This window comes from Pseudomonas sp. lyk4-TYG-107 (assembly GCF_030209055.1).
Taxonomy (GTDB): domain Bacteria; phylum Pseudomonadota; class Gammaproteobacteria; order Pseudomonadales; family Pseudomonadaceae; genus Aquipseudomonas; species Aquipseudomonas putida_A.
The window spans coordinates 448,567-468,125 of the sequence record NZ_JARVST010000019.1 but is presented as its reverse complement, the minus strand read 5'-3'; the positions used below and the strand labels follow the sequence as shown (position 1 = coordinate 468,125).

Genomic DNA, 19,559 nt, shown 5'->3' with positions numbered 1-19,559 from the left:
CTCAGCTCAACTGGTGACGATAGGGCAAATCCGGACCGGTCTTGCTGCACGTAAGGGCGGCCGCCTGTACGGCAAACCTGAGCATCGCGTCGATCTGCTCGCGGCTGAGTTGTTGAACCCCTTCGACCGAATCCAGTGCTTGCTCGGTCAACCAGGTAATCAGCGCCGCTTGAAAGGTATCGCCGGCGCCGACGGTATCGGCGATCTTCACCGAGCACGCCGGTACTGACCACGAACCATGAGCGCGGCTGAACACCGTTGCGCCTTCGCCGCCACGGGTCAGAAACACCAACTGGCAGCGTTGCTGCAGCCAGCCTTCGATCACGCGTTGTGGATCTTGTTCGGGATACAACAGGCTCAGGTCTTCGTCGCTGACCTTGATCATGTCGGCCAGTTGCACCAGGGTCGCCACGCGCTCGCGCCACAGGTCGATGTTCGGTTCCGGGTTGAGGCGCACGTTGGGGTCGAGGGTGATCAGGCGCTTGCCGCTTTCGCGCCGCACCAGGGTCAGCAGGGTGTCGGCGATCGGCTGCACCACCAGCGAGAACGAGCCGATGTGCAGACCACGCACGTCATCTCCGAGTTGCGGCAGATGGGCGAGGCTCAGTTGGCGATCAGCACAGCCCTCGCCGCGAAAGCTGTAATGCGGCGAGCCATTGGCGCCGACCGCGACCATCGCCAGCGTAGTTGGCGCGGCGAAGTCGATCAGGTAGTCCGCACGCACACCTTCTTCCTGCAGCACTTGCTGCAAACGCCGGCCCAGATAGTCGGTGGACAGCCCGGCAAACAGCGCCGAATCCACGCCCAAACGGCGCAAACCGACCGCGACGTTGAACGGCGAGCCGCCGGCAATCGCCTTGAAATTCACTTTCGACGCCAGACCGCTGGCATCGTCTTCGCTGAAGAAATCGAACAGGGCTTCGCCACACACCAAATACATAATTGTTTGCTCTTTATAGGGTTGCGACATGCTGTTGATAGCGTTCATAGGCCTGCTGGAACGCCGCGACATTGGCGGCAACCGGAAGGGTTTCACTGTGCAGATCGAGCTTCACGCAGCGTTGGCACAGGTCGGCCAAAGTGTCTTCGTGGCCGTTCGACCATGACTTGCACCACGCCGCCTGAATCGCCGCGCCGAGGGCTGCGGCTTCGCTGTGTTCGGTGCAGATCACCGGGGTGTTCATGATGTCGGCGACGATCTGCCGCCACACCGCACTTTTCGAGCCGCCGCCGATCAGGCAAATGCTGCGGCTTTGTAAACCATTGTGGCGCAACAGATCCAGTCCATAACGCAAACCGAAGGTGGTGCCTTCGACCACGGCGCGACACAGGTTGGCCTGGGTCAGGTTGCTCAGGGTCAGGCCGTGCAGGCTGCCGGTGGCATGGGGCAGGGCGGGGACGCGTTCACCGTTGAGGAATGGCAGCATGCTCACGCCTTCGGCCCCGATCGGCGCCTCGGCCACGAGCTGATTGAACTGCTGCAGATCGAGGTCGAACAGCTCGCGGATGGCACCGGTGGCGTTGGTCAGGTTCATGGTGCAGATCAGCGGCAGCCAGCCGCCACTGGACGAGCAGAACGTCGCAACCGAAGCGTCCGCGCTGACTTTTGGCGCCTCGGCGTAGGCGTACACCGTGCCGGAGGAGCCGAGGCTCATGGTGATCGCTCCCGGCTGAATGTTGCCGGTGCCGATGGCGCCCATCATGTTGTCGCCACCACCGCTGGAAACCAGCGCATTCGGGTTGAGGCCGAGTTGTTCGGCAATCGTCGGCAGCAGGGTGCCGACCGCTTGATGGGCGTCGATCAGCTCCGGTAATGCCGCTTGCAGGCGACCCGTGGCGTCGATGTCGCGCAGTAGTTGCAAGTCCCACTGACGGCTGCGCACGTTGAAATAGCCGGTGCCGGAGGCGTCGCCGTATTCACTGCAGGCGCGGCCGGTGAGCCAGAAGTTCAGGTAGTCGTGGGGCAGAAGGATGCGCGCGATACGCGAGAACACCTCCGGGTGCTGTTCCTTGGTCCACAGCAGTTTCGACACGGTGTAGCCCGGCGCGATGACCACGCCGAGGCGCTCCAGCGAGCCTTTTTCGCCGCCGAGGTGTTTGAGCAGGCGATCGTTTTCGTCAGTGGTTTCGGTGTCGCACCACAGCTTGGCCGGGCGCAGCACCTGGCCCTGATCGTCGAGCAGCACCAGACCGTGTTGCTGGCCGGAAACGCCGATGCCGAGGATCGCCTGACCGTCAACATTGGCTGCGAGCAAGGCGCGGCGGGTGGCGAGGGCGAAGGCGTCGAGCCACTGTTGGGTGTCCTGCTCGCGCCGGCCGTTGGCACCGCTGATCATCGTGTGCGTGGCCGCGCCTTCGCCGAGCACCTGACCGCTGCTGGCATCGAGGATGATCGCCTTGGTGCCCTGGGTGCCGCAGTCGATGCCGAGGAAGAGTTGTCGGGTGGTCACAGTGAGGTCCTCAGGGTGTCAGGTGAGTCAAGGTGAAGCCAATCGCTGGCAAGCCAGCTCCCACAGGTTCTCGGTTGTATGCAAAATCCATGAACGATTGAAAACCCTGTGGGAGCTGGCTTGCCAGCGATGGCATCGGTGGTTTCACCGCATCACTCAGCCAGCACCCGCTCCAACGTGCGCGTCACACCCACCTCGCGCAAGCTGTTGCAGCACCACTCGAACGCCGCCACAAACGCCGCCGAACGCGGTATCGCCGTGCCGAAGATCTCCTCAACCGCCAACAACCGCTGAGTAATCAACGCATCATCGGCCACCAGTCCCTGACAAAACTCTGCCCGTGGATCGGGAATCGTATAAGTGTCGCCATTCTCATCCACGCCCTTCAAATACAACGCCCAGGCCGCCACCACCAACGCCGCACGCCTGGTTTCCTGACCATCGGCAATCAAGCGATTGATCGTCGGAATGGTGAACTTGGGAAACTTCGACGAGCCATCCGAGCACACCCGCTCCAGCTGGTCGGCAATCGCCTGATTGGAAAAGCGCGCCACCAGCGTGTTCTTGTAGTCGGTCAGGTCGATGCCCGGCACCGGTGCCAGTTGCGGGGTGACGTCGAGGTCCATGTAGGCGCGCATGTAGCGCACGAACAGCGGGTCGTTCATGGTCTCGTGGACGAAGCGATAGCCCTTCAAAAAGCCCAGATACGTCAGCGCCAGGTGACTGCCGTTGAGCAGTTTGATCTTCATTTCTTCGTAGGGCGAAACGTCATCGGTGAACTGCACGCCAACCTGTTCCCAGGCCGGGCGCCCATTGACGAATTTGTCTTCCAGCACCCATTGCACGAACGGCTCACAGACCACCGGCCAGGCATCGTCGACCGCGTGTTTGTCGGCCAGTTGCAGACGATGCGCGGTGCTGGTCATCGGTGTGATGCGGTCGACCATGGCATTTGGGAAACTGACGTTCTGTTCGATCCAGTCGCGCAGTCCCGGGTCGCGCAGGGTGGCGAAGGCCAGCAGCGCCTTGCGGGTCACCGCGCCGTTATGCGGCAGGTTATCGCAGGACATGATCGTGAACGCCGGTATGCCCGCGCCACGGCGTTTTTCCAGCGCCGCGCAGAGGAAACCGAACACGGTTTTCGGCGTTTGCGGCTGTGCCAGATCGTGTTGAATCTGCGGCAGGTGCGCCATGAATTCGCCGTTGCTGTCGTCGATGCAGTAGCCGCCTTCGGTGATGGTCAGCGAGACAATGCGGATCTGCGGATCGGCGAGTTTGTCGATCAGCGCCTGTGCGCCATCCTCGGCCAGGAGCATGTCGCGGATCGCACCGATCACCCGCACTTCGGTGTCATCGTTGTCGCCGAGTTCGAACAGGGTAAACAGGTAATCCTGCTCCTTGAGGTCGTCACGGGCGCGGCGGTCTTCCGCGCGCAAGCCGACCCCACAGATTGCCCAGTCCAGCGCCTGGCCGGTGTTCATCAGCGCATCGGTGTAATACGCCTGATGGGCGCGGTGGAAGCCGCCGACGCCAATGTGCGCGATGCCCTGACGGGTGTCGCTGAGGTTGTAGGCCGGCAGTTGCACCTCGGGGGCGAGGCGGTGCAGGTTTTGTTCATTCAGTTTCATCGGGCAGGTCTCGAAATTCAGGCCGCGGCGCGAAGCGGGCGGGTCAGCGCCACGCCATCGGCGTCGAACAGGTGGCAATGGCTGGCGTCCAGGTGCAGGTTCAGTTGCTCGCCGTAGCGGCTTGCCAAGTCGCCGCGCACGCGCATGGTCAGGGCTTCGCCCGCGTTGGTGGTGACGTGACAGAAGGTGTCGCTGCCCAGGCGTTCGCTGACGTCGGCGGTGACTTGCAGGGTGCAGTCGCCCGGTTGTGCCAGCTCCAGATGTTCCGGGCGAATGCCCAGGGTCACCGCGCTACCGATGCTCAGGTTGGCGGCATTGAACGGCAGGGTGATGCGCGTGCCGGCGTCCAGCGAGACTTCGCAGCTCTGGCCGTCGATGCGGGCGATCTTGCCTTTGAGGAAACCCATTTTCGGCGTGCCGAGAAAACCGGCGACGAACAGGTTGGCCGGGTTGTGATAGAGGTCCAGCGGCGAGCCGACCTGCTCGATTTTGCCGCCGTTGAGCACCACCACTTTGTCGGCCATGGTCATGGCTTCGACCTGATCGTGGGTCACGTAGATCATCGTGGCTTGCAGGTCCTTGTGCAGACGCAGCAGCTCCAGACGCATCTGCACGCGCAGCGCGGCGTCGAGGTTGGACAGTGGTTCGTCGAACAGAAAGATCTTCGGATTGCGCACGATCGCCCGGCCGATGGCGACCCGTTGCCGTTGGCCGCCGGACAGCTGTTTCGGCTTGCGCTCGAGCATCGGCCCGAGTTCGAGAATGCGCGCCGCTTCGCCGACCTTTTTCTCGACTTCGGCTTTCGGTACACCGGCCAGGTCGAGGGCGAACGACATGTTTTTCTTCACGGTCATGTGCGGGTACAGCGCGTAGGTCTGGAACACCATCGCCAGATCGCGCTTGGCCGGGCTGACTTCGGTGATGTCGCGGCCATCGAGTTCGATGGTGCCGCCGCTGACCTCTTCCAGCCCGGCGATCAGCCGCAGCAGGGTGGATTTGCCGCAACCGGACGGGCCGACGAAGACCACGAATTCCTTGTCATTCACCTCAAGGTCGATGCCCTTGATGATGGAGAAACCTTCGAAGCCTTTTTGCAGATTCTTGATTTTCAGGTTGGCCATGGTGATGGGCCTCCGCTTAAGTTAATTCAATGGCGCCGGGCATGCTTTTATGTGGGAGCGAGCCTGCTCGCGAAAGCGGTGTGTCATTCACCATTAATGCCGACTGACACGGCCCCTTCGCGAGCAGGCTCGCTCCCACAGGGGATTGGGTACGGTTGGAGCACTTCATTTCACGGCACCGAACGACAGGCCGCGCACCAGTTGTTTCTGGCTGATCCAGCCGAAGATCAGGATCGGCGCGCAGGCCAGGGTCGAGACCGCCGACAACTTGGCCCAGAACAAGCCTTCAGGGCTTGAGTAGGAGGCGATCAGAGCCGTCAGTGGCGCGGCTTTCGACGAGGTCAGGTTCAGCGACCAGAAGGCCTCGTTCCAGCACAGGATCAGCGACAGCAACACGGTCGAGGCGAGGCCGCCCTTGGCGATCGGCAGCAGCACGCGGACCATCTCCTGCCACAGCGTGGCGCCGTCGAGGCGGGCGGCTTCGAGGATGTCTTTGGGGATGTCCTTGAAGTAGGTGTAAATCATCCAGACCACGATCGGCAGGTTGATCAGGGTGTAGATCACGATCAACGCGATGCGCGTGTCGAGCAGGCCGAAACTCTTGGCCAGCAGGTAGATCGGCATCAGCACGCCCACCGGCGGCAGCATCTTGGTCGAGAGCATCCACAGCAGCGTGCCTTTGGTGCGCTGGGTTTCGTAGAACGCCATCGAATAGGCGGCGGGCACCGCGATCAGCAGGCACAACGCCGTGGCACTGAACGAGATCACCACCGAATTCCAGGCAAAACTGAAGTAGTCGCTGCGCTCGTTGATGTGCAGGTAGTTCTCCAGCGTCGGCGTGAAGATGAACTGCGGCGGCGTGGCAAAGGCGTCGATTTCGGTTTTGAAACTGGTCATCACCATCCAGAAGATCGGGAAGAAAATCACGATCGCGATGGCCCAGGCCAGGGTGCCGAGCAGCAGGCTTTGCAGCCGGCGGGATTGTTGAAGAGTCATGGCGGGCCTCAGGCTTTGTCAGTCAGGTTTTTGCCGATCATCCGCACCAGAATGATCGCGGCGATGTTGGCGATGACCACGGCAATCAAGCCGCCCGCCGAGGCCATGCCGACGTCGAACTGCACCAGCGCCTGGTTGTAGATCAGGTAGGCGAGGTTGGTCGAGGCGTAGCCGGGGCCGCCGTTGGTGGTGGTGAAAATCTCGGCGAACACCGACAGCAGGAAGATCGTTTCGATCATCACCACCACCGCAATCGGCCGCGCCAGGTGTGGCAGGGTCAGGTGCCAGAAGATCGCCACCGGACCGGCACCATCGAGGCGCGCTGCTTCTTTCTGTTCCTGGTCGAGGGACTGCATGGCGGTCATCAGGATCAGGATCGCGAAGGGCAGCCATTGCCACGAAACAATGATGATGATCGACAGCAGCGGATAGTGCGCCAGCCAGTCCACCGGCTCGGCACCGAACAGCCGCCAGACGTAGGCGAGAATCCCCGACACTGGATGGAAAATCAGGTTCTTCCAGATCAGCGCACCGACGGTGGGCATGATGAAGAACGGCGAGATCAGCATCACCCGCACGATGCCGCGGCCGAGAAATTCGCTGGCCTCGAGCAACGCGCTGATCAGCACACCGAACACCACGCTGATCAACAGCACGCTGCCCACCAGCAACAGGGTGTTGGTGGCGCCGGGCAGGAACCCGGAGTCGGTCAGAAAGTAAGTGAAGTTCTCCAGCCCGACGAATTCGTTGACGCCCGGATCGAGCAGGTTGTAGCGAATCATCGAGAAGTAAATGGTCATGCCCAACGGCACGATCATCCACAGCAGCAACAGGGCCACCGAAGGGCTGACCAGAAACCAGCCGGGATTACGTACGCGGACTTTGCGCTGAGGTTGCGACAAGTCGAGGTGGGCTTTGGCAGTTGAAGTATTCATGGTGATCACAACCGAGTCATACAGACCTATGGAGATCTAATGTAGGAGTGAGCCTGCTCGCGATAGCGGTGTGTCAGCCACCAATGGGGTTTGATGGAAAACAACCGCCATCGCGAGCAGGCTCACTCCTACAAAAGGCAGGAGCGAGCAGTGTGGTTACTTGGGATAACCGGCGCGCTTCATCTCGCGTTCGGTGGTCTGCTGCGCGGCGGTCAGGGCCTGATCCACCGTGGTCTGGCCGATCAGCGCTGCCGAGAACAGCTTGCCGACCTGGGTGCCCACGCCCTGGAATTCAGGAATGGTCACCAGCTGAATGCCGATGTAAGGCACCGGTTTCAGCGTCGGTTTGCTCGGGTCTGCGGCCTTGAGCGATTCCAGCGTGACCTTGGCGAACGGCGCGGCGCTCATGTAAGCATCGCTGTAGGTCGATGCGCGGGTGCCCGGCGGCACGTTGGCGATGCCGTCGGTCTTGGCCACCAGCTCGCCGTATTCCTTGGAGGTGGCCCAGGCGCTGAACGCTTTGGCGGCGTCCTTGGCCTTGGAACTGGTCGGAATCGCCAGTGCCCATGAATACAGCCACGCCGAACCTTTGTCAGTGACCTGATGCGGGGCGAAGGTGAAACCGACGTGATCGGCGACCTTGCTCTGGGTCTTGTCGGTGACGAACGAGCCGGCGACGGAAGCGTCCACCCAGATCGCGCATTTGCCGCTGTTGAACAGCGCGAGATTTTCGTTGAAACCGTTGCTGGACGCGCCCGGCGGGCCGGATTTCTTCATGGTGTCGACGTAGAAATTCAGCGCGTTTTTCCATTCCGGGCCGGTGAATTCCGGCTGCCATTTCTCATCGAACCAGCGCGCGCCGTAAGCATTGGCGACAGTGGTGATCAACGCCATGTTCTCGCCCCAGCCGGCCTTGCCGCGCAGGCAAATGCCGTACTGTTCTTTGTCCTTGTTGGTGAGTTTTTCGGCGAAACCGGCGATCTGTTCCCAGGTCGGGCGCTCGGGCATGCTCAGGCCGGCGTCCTTGAACAGGTCGGTGCGGTAATAGGTGATCGAGCTTTCGGCGTAGAACGGCAGGGCATACAGCGAACCCTTGACTGACAGGCCTTCACGCACCGACGGGAACACATCGTCGAGGGCGTAAGAAGCCGGCAGATCCTTCATCGGTTCGAGCCAGCCCTTGGCGCCCCAGAGTGCCGCTTCGTACATGCCGATGGTCAACACATCGAACTGGCCACCCTGAGTGGCGATGTCGGTAGTCAGGCGCTGACGCAGGACGTTTTCTTCCAGCACCACCCAGTTGAGCTTGATCTCCGGATGCTCGGACTCGAAAGTTTTCGAGAGCTTTTGCATGCGGATCATGTCGCTGTTGTTGACGGTGGCGATGGTCAGGGTCTGGGCGCCAAGGCTGACGCTGCTGAGGGTCATGCAGGTGAGGGCTAGCAGAGCTTTTGCAGTGGGTTGCATCGTGCACTCCTTTTCTGCACCCGGCGGGCGGCAGAAGGACAGTTATTGTTTTTGTGTCTTCCGGTGCAGGAAGAATGTGCGCTGATTACAGCCCTCAATCGACGGACTGACAAATCATCCGTCGCACTTAAATCAATACTTTTTTGCACTGGTGTTTGTTGCGGTAGACGCAGGGAAGGGCTTTTCAGTGGGGAGGGGCTATTGAATCAGTACAGGTTTCATCGCATAAGATGCTTTTTGTGGGAGCGGGCTTGCTCGCGAAAGCGCGGTGTCAGTTTGCCGATCAGTTGACTGATACACCGCTTTCGCGAGCAGGCTCACTCCTACAAGGGGCGGTAATATCAGCCGAGGTTTTGTTCGGTCAGACGCTGTACAGCGAGGCGTCGATAGTGCGACGGCGTCATGCCCTTGAGTTGCTGGAAGCGTCGATTGAAATTGGAAATGTTATTGAACCCCGACTCGAAACACACCTCGGTCACCGGTTTGTCGCCGTCAGCGAGCAGTTCGCAGGATTTACTGATGCGCAGGCGATTGACGAACTCGATGAAGTTGCGCCCGGTGGCCTGTTTGAACACGCGGCTGAAATAGGTCGGCTTCATCCCCAGATGATCGGCGACTTCTTCCAGGGTCAATTCGCGGGCGTAATGGTCGAAGATGAAATCGACCGCTCGGTTGGTGCGGTCGATGTTGTGCTCGTCGGCCAGTTGCGTGTTAGTGGCGCCGGACAGCAATTGATAATCGTCAGTCGCCGCCAGCAGCTCCATCAAAATGAAAAAGTGTCCGAGACGGGTAACGCCGCGCGTGTCGGCAATTCGCTGCATCAACGTCATGGCCTGACGGATCGTATCCTTGTCGCGAAATTCGATGCCATATTGCGCACGCTCCAGTAGCGGCGCCAAAGTCTTGAGTTCGGCGAACACCTGGTGCCCGCTGTCGAACAACTCATCGGTGAAGTTCACCAGCATGTCGCGCTTTTCCACCACCTCGTCGTCGGCCACCTGGCTGATCCAGTTGTGCGGCAGATTGGGCCCGGTGAGGAACAGTGTTTGCGGATAAAAGTTGCCGATGTAGTCGCCGATGAAGACCTTGCCGGAACTGGCAACGATCAGGTGTAGTTCGTATTCCTTGTGAAAATGCCAGCGCACTAACGGGCACGGAAAACCATGCTGACGGTAGATGATGGACAACCCGTTATGGTCGTCCATCAGTTCGTAGGAGGGATCAGTGATTCTGGTTGCCCGAGTCATGTCCGATGCGTCTTGTTGTGGTGTTCAGGTGCCCATCATGCACGCGCGCCACGGACAGTTCCAGCGCCTCAGTCCCGGGCCTTGCGTAGACCTTTGGACTGGTTGACCTGCTGGCAATGGCCGATCAGTGGAGTGCCACCGATGAAGTCGGCATTGATAATGCTGCACTTCGGCGCCCATCCCGAGTCTGGGCCAAACCATTGATCGAGTTCGTCGGTGATCCGCTTGACGCCGGCCAGTTCGCCATAGCTGGTGGCCGACAATGACCAGAGGCTGCCGGGTACCGGCGGGTTGGCCATGGTTCGGGTGATGTGTTGCTTGAGTTGCTCTGGCGAGGTGATGTCCGACCCGCTCCATTCATGGCGGATTTTCGGCCAGTACAGGGGCGAATTGAAATCCGGGTGCGAGTCGCTTGCCAACACCACGCGTTGTAGCGAACTGGCCCTTTTAAGTTGTTCAAGGGTCAGATGACCGTTGTTTCGGGGAATAAGCCGCGAAGCCAGCTCCGTGGTGATGACTTCATGGAAACCCTTGTAATCGAATGGCTGATCGTTGGTGCCCTTGAGTTCATGTAAGTCCAATACGATGAATTCGTTCGGATTTTCATTGAGGAAAAAATTGAGACTTTTTACCAGATCGCTCAAGGAGCGTCCCTGGAGCAGTTTCACGCCATGAAAGGTATGAAACTTCCTGATGCCCAGCCAGTGTTCATCTGAATGCAAACGCAAGTCGAAGGCGCGCACGCCTTCATTAAGTTGCTGAATGAACGGACCGTCCTGACAGACAAACCAGTTCTGGGCGGGTTGGAGATAAGCCGGGTACGGAAAATCAAAATCCAGCCCGGAGTTATGCGCGCCGGGCCAGACCACTTCACCAAGGGTCAGTCGGTCCATATCCGGTGTAGCCGCCATCCAGTTTTTGAAAGGGTAATTACTCATGGTGCATTCCGTTGCAGATAAAGTTTAATTTCCGACCAGTCAACTTATTTGGTCAGTTCGGAAGTTATTCTTTGGTGCAAACGGAAAAAGTACAAGTCAGCACTCTTTGCAAAGTATTGGCAATGTGATTTTGCACTTTATTTATCAACTTTTCTGGTTCTTTGCTTCGATCCACTGCGCCATGTATTGGGTGCTTTTATGCAAGTGGTGACGCAACATGCTGCCAGTAAAGTTGGCGCGACGTAATGCTGACAAGTTGTCGCGGCAATGTTGCAGGCGAGCGATCAGCGCCGGGCCGTGATCAGTCTGCCGATAGCGCGCATTCAACAACGCGACCCCGGCCTGCTGTGCATCAGCCCAGCGCAGTCTGTCTTCGTGCAGCGCCACAGCGGCGTCGGCCAAGGCCTGGGCCGACTGAGCCACCGCACCGGGCCAGGGCAATGCGCCGCCCATGCCTTCGGCGCCGATGGGCGTCGTGACATTGGGCGTGCCGCAGAGCATTGCATCGACGATCTTGCCCTTGATCCCCGCACCGAAACGCAAAGGCGCCAGGCAAACCCGGGCTTGCGACATCACTTGCAGCGCATCTTCTGCCCAGTTCATCACATGAAACCCCTGCGCCGCGTTGTGCAGGGCTGTGGCCTTGGGCGGCGTATAGGCACCGTAGATATGCAGTTGGGCGCCGGGCAATTGCTGGCGGATCAGCGGCCAGACGGCGGTCTTCATCCACAGCACGGCGTCCCAGTTGGGCGCGTGACGGAAGTTGCCAATACTCAGAAAATGCGCGCGCTCCTCAAAGGGGACGAACGAATCGCGCGGTGGTTCGAGCATCAGCGGGCACCAGTGCAGCAACTCGCCCGGGACTTGGAACTGTTCGACCAGCAACTGAATTTCAACTTCGGAAATCATCAGATTCAGATCGCAGCGATACAACGCGGCGATTTCCCGTTTGGCCAGGTCCGTATCGGCCATCAACTCGAACTCTTCGCGCAGCGCCGGCGCGAACAGTGCGCTGAAATCCTGATTGTCCGGGTCGTCTTTCAAACGTTCCTTGAGCCGTTGGTGGCGGGCGTGGCGCAGGCTCTGCAGGTCGGACGTCTCCAGTACGCGCAAGGCATTCGGGCATTGCTTTTCGACGCGCCAGCCGAACTGCTCTTCCATCATGAACTGGTCGAACAGCACGATATCCGGGGCCAGTTCACTGATGAAACTATCGAAGCTGCTGTTGTTCAGTTCGATCGGCACTTCGCGGATGCCCAGCGCGGTCAGGTCAGCCTTGTGCTCGCCCGGGCCGGCCGGGCTGCTGAAGGTGATGTCCCAGCCTTGCTGCAAAAACGTCTCGAGGATCTGCATCACATGCCCGCTGGCTGCCGAAGAGCGCGGTTCGGGCCAGACGTAACCGATGACCAGAACTTTGGTGGCGGGTGATGCAGTCATTGACGGGTAATCCTTGCAGGCAGGCGGCTGAAAATGGCGCGCAATTAGAGCACATCTGCAGCCGCTGCCGGATCAAGGCCAATCACTCGGTCAGAATGCCCTTGACCTTGTCACGCAGTTGATCGATCGAGAAGGGTTTGCCGATCACATGCATGCCCGCAGGCACGTCGATGTTTTCGGCGTAACCGCTGGCGAACAGAACGGGCAGGGTGGAGCGCAGTTCACGTGCCTTGCCGGCCAGTTCACTGCCTGTCATGCCCGGCAGGCCGTAGTCAGTCATCATCAAGTCGATAGCCTTGCTCTGATCCCCGAGAATCTCCAGCGCAGACTCGCCGTCATCGGCCTCCAACACACTGAATTCCAGCTCCTCGAGCACATCGACGATGAGCATGCGTACGATGTCGTCGTCTTCTACTACAAGGATGGTGGACGCTGGGGTGGACATAGGGATAGCTCTCAAGAAATGAAATCGGAACGGCGACCGGTCGAAAATGCCGGGCTCTTGCATGAGTAAGTGGCGCATGGCCACAAGTTCCCGAGCGGATACGAAAAAGATTAGCTGCAAATCGGGGCGGCAAGGATACCCGTTGCCTGATCGGGAAGTGCAGCAAATGTAGGAAATTGCCATCATGGCGGTGAGAAAAATGGATCCATAGTACCGTTTTGGGGCAAACTCCCGGGTTTCGACAGTTCGACAAGGCTGCCCCATGTCCACTCGGTCTACAGTTGACGAAACACGGTTCCGTAAACTCCTGACGCGCAACATCAGTCTGCCCCTGGGCGTCGGCGCGATCAGTGCAGTGTTTTTCATTTCGCTGATCACCTATTTGCTCTCGGTGATCCAGTGGGTGGAACACACCGACCGGGTGATCAATAACGCCAACGAAGCGGTGAAACTCACCGTTGATCTGGAAACCGGCATGCGCGGCTTCCTGCTCAGTGGCGACGAGCACTTCCTCGACCCGTACGAGACCGCCAAGCCGCGGATCAACGTGGCGCTCAATACCTTGCTCGAACTGACCGCCGACAACCCGGTGCAGACCGATCGTCTGCGTCGTTTGCAGGCATTGCAGACCGAATGGAGCAATTACGCGCAATCGATGATTGACCTGCAGCGCTCCAGCGGCGACTACCGGGGCGCGGTCAAGGCCGGGCGCGGCAAGCGCCTGACCGATGAGATCCGCAAGCAGTTCGAAGACGTGATCGACATGGAGCAGCAGTTGCGCACCACGCGCAACGAAGAGGTGCGCCGTACCACGATCTGGAGCATCACTCTGTACCTGCTGTTCATCGCCGCGATCAGCGGTTTGCTCGCGTATGTCGGTCGCCGCGATCTGGTCAGCCTTTCGGACAGCTACAGCGCCAACCTTGCGGCGCAGCAAGCCAGCGCCGAGCGTCTGGAGCGCCAGGCGTGGATGCGTAGCGGCCAGACCGAACTGGCGGAACAGGTGCTGGGGCAACTGACGCTTAACCTGCTGGGGCGCAACATCCTGCAGTTCTGCGCACAATATCTGGGCACTGCGGTGGCAGCGCTGTACGTACGCGAAGAACACGGCGGCCTCAAACGCGTGGCGTCCTATGGGTTCTCCCGCGAACAGGAAGAAAAAGATCAGCAGATCTACAGCGGCGAAGGCATCGTCGGCCAGGTTGCCCAGCAGGGGCAACTGATTCGCCTGGATTCGGTTCCGGCCGACTACTTCAAAGTCAGCTCCGGCCTGGGCGCAGGTCTGCCGCACAGTGTGCTGGTGGTGCCGACCAGTGATGATGACCGGGTCAACGGGGTGATCGAACTGGGCTTCCTGCGCCCGCTCACCGACCGCGATATCGATTTGCTGGAACTGATTGCCGGCAACATCGGCACCTCGATCGAAGCGGCACGTTATCGCCAGCGCCTGCAGGAAGTGCTGGCCGAAACCCAGCAGCTCAACGAAGAGTTGCAGGTGCAGCAGGAAGAGCTGAAAACCGCCAACGAGGAGTTGGAAGAACAGTCGCGGATTCTCAAGGAGTCCCAGGCGCATCTGGAAACCCAGCAAGTCGAGCTGGAGCAGACCAACGAGCAGTTGGCCGAACAGGCGCAAACCCTGGCCGAGCAGCGCGACGCCATGGACCAGAAGAACACCGAACTCAATCAGGCTCAGGTGCAGCTCGAAGAACGCGCCGAAGAACTGCAGCGTTCGAGCAAGTACAAGTCCGAATTCCTCGCCAACATGTCCCACGAACTGCGCACGCCGCTGAACAGTTCGCTGATCCTCGCCAAGTTGCTGGCCGAGAACCCGCAGGACAATCTGACGGCCGAACAGGTCAAGTTCGCCGAGTCGATCTATTCGGCGGGCAACGATCTGCTGAACCTGATCAACGACATTCTCGACATTTCCAAGGTCGAGGCCGGCAAGCTGGAAGTGATCCCGGAAAACACCAGTGTCGCGCGTCTGGCCGACGGCCTGCGCAGCGTGTTCGAACCGCTGGCGGCGGACAAGCAACTGACGTTCAGCGTCGAGTTGCAGCCGGATGCGCCAATCATGCTGTACACCGATCGCCAGCGTCTGGAGCAGGTGATCAAGAACCTGCTGTCCAACGCCGTGAAGTTCACTGAACACGGCGCGGTCAGCCTGACCATCGCCGGCCAGCCGAACGAGCGCATTGCATTCATCGTGCGCGATTCGGGGATCGGTATCGCGGCGGACCAGCAGGAAAGCATCTTCGAAGCGTTCCGTCAGGCTGACGGCACCACCAACCGCAAATACGGTGGCACCGGTCTGGGCCTGTCGATCTCGCGCGATCTGGCAGCCTTGCTCGGCGGCTCGATCAGCGTCAGCAGCGCGCCGGGGCAGGGCAGTGTGTTTACCCTGGTGCTGCCGCAGCAATACAGCGAGCCGGGTGACAGCCCTGCGATCCCGCTGACCTTCACGCCGCCGGTATCGGCCCCGGCCCCGGTGGTGCAGCCGCCATCGATCGCGGTGTCGCCGCTGGCGCCGGTGCACATCCCGCGTTTTGCCGATGACCGTGGCAAGGCGCCGTTCGCCACGCGCTGCATTCTGGTGGTGGAAGACGAGCCGAATTTCGCCCACATCCTTTACGACCTGGCCCACGAACTGGGTTATCAGTGTCTGGTGGCGCACGGAGCGGATGAAGGTTATGACCTGGCCCGCGAGTTCGTGCCGGACGCGATTCTGCTCGATATGCGTCTGCCGGATCACTCCGGTCTGACCGTGCTGCAACGCCTGAAAGAACACGCCGAAACCCGCCACATCCCGGTGCATGTGATCTCGGTCGAAGACCGTGTCGAAGCGGCGATGCACATGGGTGCGATCGGTTATGCGGTCAAGCCGACCACCCGCGAAGAGCTCAAGGACGTGTTCGCCCGTCTCGAAGCCAAGCTGACCCAGAAGGTGAAGCGCGTGCTGCTGGTCGAAGATGACGATCTGCAACGCGAAAGCATTGCCCGCCTGATCGGTGACGAGGACATCGAAATCACCGCCGTCGGTCTGGCGCAAGACGCGCTGGAAAAGCTGCGCACGACGATTTACGACTGCATGGTGATCGACCTGAAATTGCCGGACATGCTCGGCAACGATCTGCTCAAGCGCATGTCGACCGAGGACATCTGCTCGTTCCCGCCGGTGATCGTCTACACCGGCCGCAACCTGACCCGCGATGAAGAGGCCGAGCTGCGCAAGTATTCACGCTCGATCATCATCAAGGGCGCGCGCTCGCCGGAACGCCTGCTGGATGAGGTGACACTCTTTCTGCACAAAGTCGAATCGCAGTTGTCCCATGAACGGCAGAAGATGCTCAAGACCGCCCGCAGCCGCGACAAGGTCTTCGAAGGCCGCAAGGTGCTGCTGGTGGACGATGATGTGCGCAACATCTTCGCCCTGACCAGTGCGTTGGAGCACAAGGGCGCAGTCGTGGTGATCGGCCGTAATGGTCGCGAAGCGATTGATAAGTTGAATGAAATCGAGGACATCGACCTGGTGCTGATGGACGTGATGATGCCGGAGATGGATGGTTTTGAAGCGACCATTGAAATCCGCAAGGATCCGCGCTGGCGCAAACTGCCGATCATCGCAGTGACGGCCAAGGCCATGAAAGACGATCAGGAGCGCTGCCTGCAGGCGGGCGCCAACGATTATCTGGCCAAGCCGATCGATCTGGATCGCCTGTTCTCGTTGATTCGCGTGTGGTTACCGAAGATGGAACGCATTTAGTGGATAGCAGTCACTCCGCGGAGCGCAACAGCGAAATTGAATTACGCTTGCTGATCGAGGCGATCTACCTCAAGTACAGCTACGATTTTCGCGATTACTCGGGCGCTTCGATCAAGCGCCGGGTGCAGCACGCCTTGAGTCAGTTCGAATGTGCGACGATCTCGGCGTTACAAGAGAAAGTCCTGCACGATCCCACGGCGTTCATGCAGTTGCTGCAGTTGCTGACGATCCCGGTCAGCGAGATGTTCCGCGACCCGTCGCACTTCCTGGCAATCCGCAAGGAAGTGGTGCCGCTGCTGCGCACCTATCCGTCGCTGAAGATCTGGATCGCCGGGTGCAGCACTGGCGAGGAGGTTTACTCGATGGCGATTCTGCTGCGCGAAGAAGGCCTGCTCGACCGTACGATCATCTACGCCACCGATATCAATCCGCGCTCGCTGGACAAAGCCAAGCAGGGCATTTTCTCGATGGAGAACGTGCGCGCCTACACCGCCAATTACCAGCAGGCCGGCGGTCAGCGTTCCTTTGCCGATTACTACACCGCAGCCTATGGCTACGCGATCTTCGACAAGAGCCTGTGTGAGAACGTGACCTTCGCCGATCACAGCCTGGCGACGGACAGCGTGTTCTCCGAAACGCAGTTGATTTCCTGCCGCAACGTACTGATTTACTTCAACAAGAAACTTCAGGACCGTGCCTTCGGTCTGTTTCACGAATCGCTATGCCACCGTGGCTTTCTGGTGCTGGGCAGCAAGGAAACGCTGGATTTTTCCGGTTACTCGAATCAGTTCGAACCGTTGGTCAAACAAGAACGGATCTACCGCAAATTATGAATGATGCCGTGGATTTGCCTCGTGTCGAGGCCATCGTGGTCGGTGCTTCAGCCGGTGGGGTTGAGGCCCTGCTGACTCTGCTCGCGCCGTTGCGCCAGGGTTACGTGTTGCCGATCATTGTTGTGCTGCACCTGCCGGAGGAGCGGCGCAGTCAGTTGGCCGAGGTGTTCGCCCGGCGGCTGATGCTGCCGGTGGAAGAGGCGACCGACAAGCGGGACATCGCCCCCGGCACGGTTTATTTCGCCACGCCCGGATATCACCTGTCGGTGGAGCAGGATCGCAGTCTGTCGCTGAGTCTTGAAGACCGCGTGCACCATTCCCGTCCGGCCATTGATTACTTGTTTGAATCCGCCGCTGATGTTTACGGCGAAACCCTGGCTGCCGTGTTGCTGACCGGTGCCAATCACGATGGCGCTCGCGGCCTGGCGCAAGTCAAGCAGCGTGGCGGACTGACCATTGTTCAAGACCCGCAGGACGCGCAGGTCGCCACCATGCCTCTGGCTGCGCTGAAAATTCAGCAGCCTGACCATGTCCTACCCATTCACGGCATCGGCCGTCTGCTTGTCGAGCTGGAACGAATCGCATGCTGAGTAATATCCAGGCCAAATTGCTGATCGTCGACGATCTGCCGGAGAACCTGCTGGCCCTCGAAGCGCTGATCAAGCGTGAGGACCGCACGGTGTACAAGGCGCTGTCGGCGGACGAGGCACTTTCGCTGCTGCTGCAACACGAGTTCGCCATGGCCATCCTCGACGTGCAGATGCCGGGGATGAACGGCTTCGAGCTCGCCGAGTTGATGCGCGGCACCGAGAAAACCAAGAACATTCCGATCATTTTCGTCAGCGCCGCCGGCCGTGAACTGAACTACGCGTTCAAGGGCTACGAGAGCGGGGCGGTGGACTTCCTGCACAAGCCGCTGGATATCCACGCGGTGAAGAGCAAGGTCAACGTATTCGTCGACCTGTACCGCCAGAGCAAGGCCATGAAACAACAGGTCGAAGCCCTGGAGCAGGCGCGTCGCGAGCAGGAAGCGCTGCTGCAACAACTGCAAAGCACGCAACTGGAGCTGGAGCAGGCGGTGCGCATGCGCGATGACTTCATGTCAATCGTCGCTCACGAAGTGCGCACGCCGCTCAATGGCCTGATACTCGAAACCCAGTTGCGCAAGATGCACCTGGCGCGGGACAACGCCGCGGCGTTCACCCTCGACAAGATGCACGCGATGGTCGATCGCGACGAGCGCCAGATCAAAAGTCTGATCCGGCTGATCGAAGACATGCTCGACGTTTCGCGTATCCGCACGGGCAAGCTGTCGATCCGGCCGAATCGTTTCGACCTGACGCAACTGGTGAGCAACCTGCTGCAGAATTTCGCCCAGCAGATAGAGGCGGCGGAGACCGAAGTGTCGTTCACCGCGCCGCAGCCGGTGGAAGGTTACTGGGACGAATTCCGCATCGAGCAGGTGGTCTCCAACCTGCTGACCAATGCCTTGCGCTACGGTGGCCGCAGCCCGATTCAGGTGCGCGTGTACCGTGAAGGCGACGCGGCGCGGGTCGAGGTTCAGGACCGTGGCATCGGCATCAGCGAAGAGAACCAGAAGCGCATTTTCCAACAGTTCGAACGGGTTTCCGCCAAGACGGTAGTGGCTGGTCTCGGGCTGGGTCTGTTCATTTCCGAGCAGATCGTCGCCGCCCATGGCGGTTCCATCGTCGTCGAGAGTCAAATCAACGAAGGCGCCCTGTTTCGCGTTTGTCTGCCAATCCAGGAAAACGGCATATCCGACGCAACCTCTGAGTGACCGCACGGTCGTATCAGCAGCTATTGACCGAACAAAGGCTTCCCATGAGCGTAGATGCACAAGATGTAGTACTCGTCGTCGAGGACGAACCGGTTATCTTGATGGTGCTGACAGATTACCTGTCGGGGCAGGGGTACCGCGTGTTGCAGGCCGAAAACGGCGAGCAGGCGTTCGAGATCCTCGCGAGCAAGCCGCATCTGGACATGCTGATCACTGACTTCCGCCTGCCGGGCGGGATCTCCGGCGTGCAGATCGCGGAGCCGGCAGTAAAACTGCGCCCGGATCTGAAGGTGATCTTCATCAGCGGTTACCCGCAGGAAATCCGCGAGACCGGCAGCCCGATCACGCGCAAGGCGCCGATCCTGGAAAAACCGTTCGATCTGGACGTATTGCAGGAAAAGATTCAGGAATTGCTGGCCTGATCCATAGCGGCTGATATTTCCCATGTAGGAGCTGCCGCAGGCTGCGATCTTTTGATCTTGAAAAACAAGATCAAAAGAT

16 protein-coding genes are annotated in these 19,559 nt (G+C 59.8%); 5 read left to right on the top strand and 11 right to left on the bottom strand.

Annotated elements, in window-relative coordinates:
* Window position 1 precedes the first annotated feature (1 nt).
* The 11 genes from QRN61_RS17360 to QRN61_RS17310 form a co-directional block, all read right to left on the bottom strand.
* Window positions 2–940, bottom strand: a complete 939-nt coding sequence (locus QRN61_RS17360; RefSeq protein ID WP_285374323.1) for a carbohydrate kinase family protein — start codon at window positions 938–940, stop codon at window positions 2–4.
* A gap of 13 nt (window positions 941–953) precedes the next feature.
* Window positions 954–2,450, bottom strand: coding sequence for a xylulokinase (gene xylB, locus QRN61_RS17355; protein WP_285374322.1), 1,497 nt, complete (start codon window positions 2,448–2,450; stop codon window positions 954–956).
* Window positions 2,451–2,602: 152 nt separating this feature from the next.
* Entirely contained in the window at window positions 2,603–4,078 is a 1,476-nt protein-coding gene (locus tag QRN61_RS17350; RefSeq protein ID WP_285374321.1) for a mannitol dehydrogenase family protein, read from the bottom strand.
* Between the two features lie 17 nt (window positions 4,079–4,095).
* A complete protein-coding gene (locus QRN61_RS17345; RefSeq protein ID WP_139053913.1) occupies window positions 4,096–5,199 on the bottom strand; it encodes an ABC transporter ATP-binding protein in 1,104 nt (367 codons plus the stop codon).
* A 165-nt stretch (window positions 5,200–5,364) separates the two neighbouring features.
* Window positions 5,365–6,195 (bottom strand): carbohydrate ABC transporter permease, encoded by an 831-nt coding sequence (locus QRN61_RS17340; protein WP_003225143.1) that lies wholly within the window; start codon window positions 6,193–6,195, stop codon window positions 5,365–5,367.
* An 8-nt stretch (window positions 6,196–6,203) separates the two neighbouring features.
* Complete coding sequence (locus tag QRN61_RS17335; RefSeq protein ID WP_003225141.1) at window positions 6,204–7,130, bottom strand: carbohydrate ABC transporter permease; 927 nt, start codon at window positions 7,128–7,130, stop codon at window positions 6,204–6,206.
* A gap of 156 nt (window positions 7,131–7,286) precedes the next feature.
* On the bottom strand, window positions 7,287–8,597 hold the full coding sequence (locus QRN61_RS17330) for an ABC transporter substrate-binding protein (RefSeq protein WP_103367022.1): 1,311 nt from the start codon (window positions 8,595–8,597) through the stop codon (window positions 7,287–7,289).
* A 341-nt stretch (window positions 8,598–8,938) separates the two neighbouring features.
* On the bottom strand, window positions 8,939–9,844 hold the full coding sequence (locus QRN61_RS17325) for an AraC family transcriptional regulator (protein ID WP_096796578.1): 906 nt from the start codon (window positions 9,842–9,844) through the stop codon (window positions 8,939–8,941).
* Between the two features lie 68 nt (window positions 9,845–9,912).
* Window positions 9,913–10,782: a phosphatidylinositol-specific phospholipase C domain-containing protein gene (locus tag QRN61_RS17320; RefSeq protein ID WP_285374320.1), complete on the bottom strand. Its 870-nt coding sequence runs from the start codon at window positions 10,780–10,782 to the stop codon at window positions 9,913–9,915.
* A 144-nt stretch (window positions 10,783–10,926) separates the two neighbouring features.
* Window positions 10,927–12,219 (bottom strand): glycosyltransferase, encoded by a 1,293-nt coding sequence (locus QRN61_RS17315; protein ID WP_285374319.1) that lies wholly within the window; start codon window positions 12,217–12,219, stop codon window positions 10,927–10,929.
* A gap of 82 nt (window positions 12,220–12,301) precedes the next feature.
* On the bottom strand, window positions 12,302–12,664 hold the full coding sequence (locus QRN61_RS17310) for a response regulator (RefSeq protein ID WP_027612743.1): 363 nt from the start codon (window positions 12,662–12,664) through the stop codon (window positions 12,302–12,304).
* A 262-nt stretch (window positions 12,665–12,926) separates the two neighbouring features.
* On the opposite strand from QRN61_RS17310, the gene QRN61_RS17305 reads away from it, so the two are divergent.
* Genes QRN61_RS17305 through QRN61_RS17285 form a run of 5 tightly spaced genes read left to right on the top strand, consistent with a single transcriptional unit; the run spans window position 12,927 to window position 19,480 of the window.
* Complete coding sequence (locus QRN61_RS17305) at window positions 12,927–16,427, top strand: response regulator (RefSeq protein WP_027612744.1); 3,501 nt, start codon at window positions 12,927–12,929, stop codon at window positions 16,425–16,427.
* Window positions 16,427–17,260, top strand: coding sequence for a CheR family methyltransferase (locus QRN61_RS17300; RefSeq protein WP_027612745.1), 834 nt, complete (start codon window positions 16,427–16,429; stop codon window positions 17,258–17,260). The genes QRN61_RS17305 and QRN61_RS17300 overlap by 1 nt, the downstream gene beginning before the upstream one ends.
* Window positions 17,257–17,850, top strand: coding sequence for a chemotaxis protein CheB (locus QRN61_RS17295; RefSeq protein WP_183779956.1), 594 nt, complete (start codon window positions 17,257–17,259; stop codon window positions 17,848–17,850). Before QRN61_RS17300 ends, QRN61_RS17295 begins: the two co-directional genes overlap by 4 nt.
* Window positions 17,844–19,058 carry a hybrid sensor histidine kinase/response regulator gene (locus QRN61_RS17290; RefSeq protein ID WP_285374318.1) on the top strand — a complete coding sequence of 405 codons (1,215 nt, stop codon included), beginning with the start codon at window positions 17,844–17,846 and terminating at the stop codon, window positions 19,056–19,058. The genes QRN61_RS17295 and QRN61_RS17290 overlap by 7 nt, the downstream gene beginning before the upstream one ends.
* Window positions 19,059–19,102: 44 nt before the next feature.
* Window positions 19,103–19,480: a response regulator gene (locus QRN61_RS17285; RefSeq protein ID WP_003225116.1), complete on the top strand. Its 378-nt coding sequence runs from the start codon at window positions 19,103–19,105 to the stop codon at window positions 19,478–19,480.
* The last annotated feature ends 79 nt before the right edge of the window (window positions 19,481–19,559 follow it).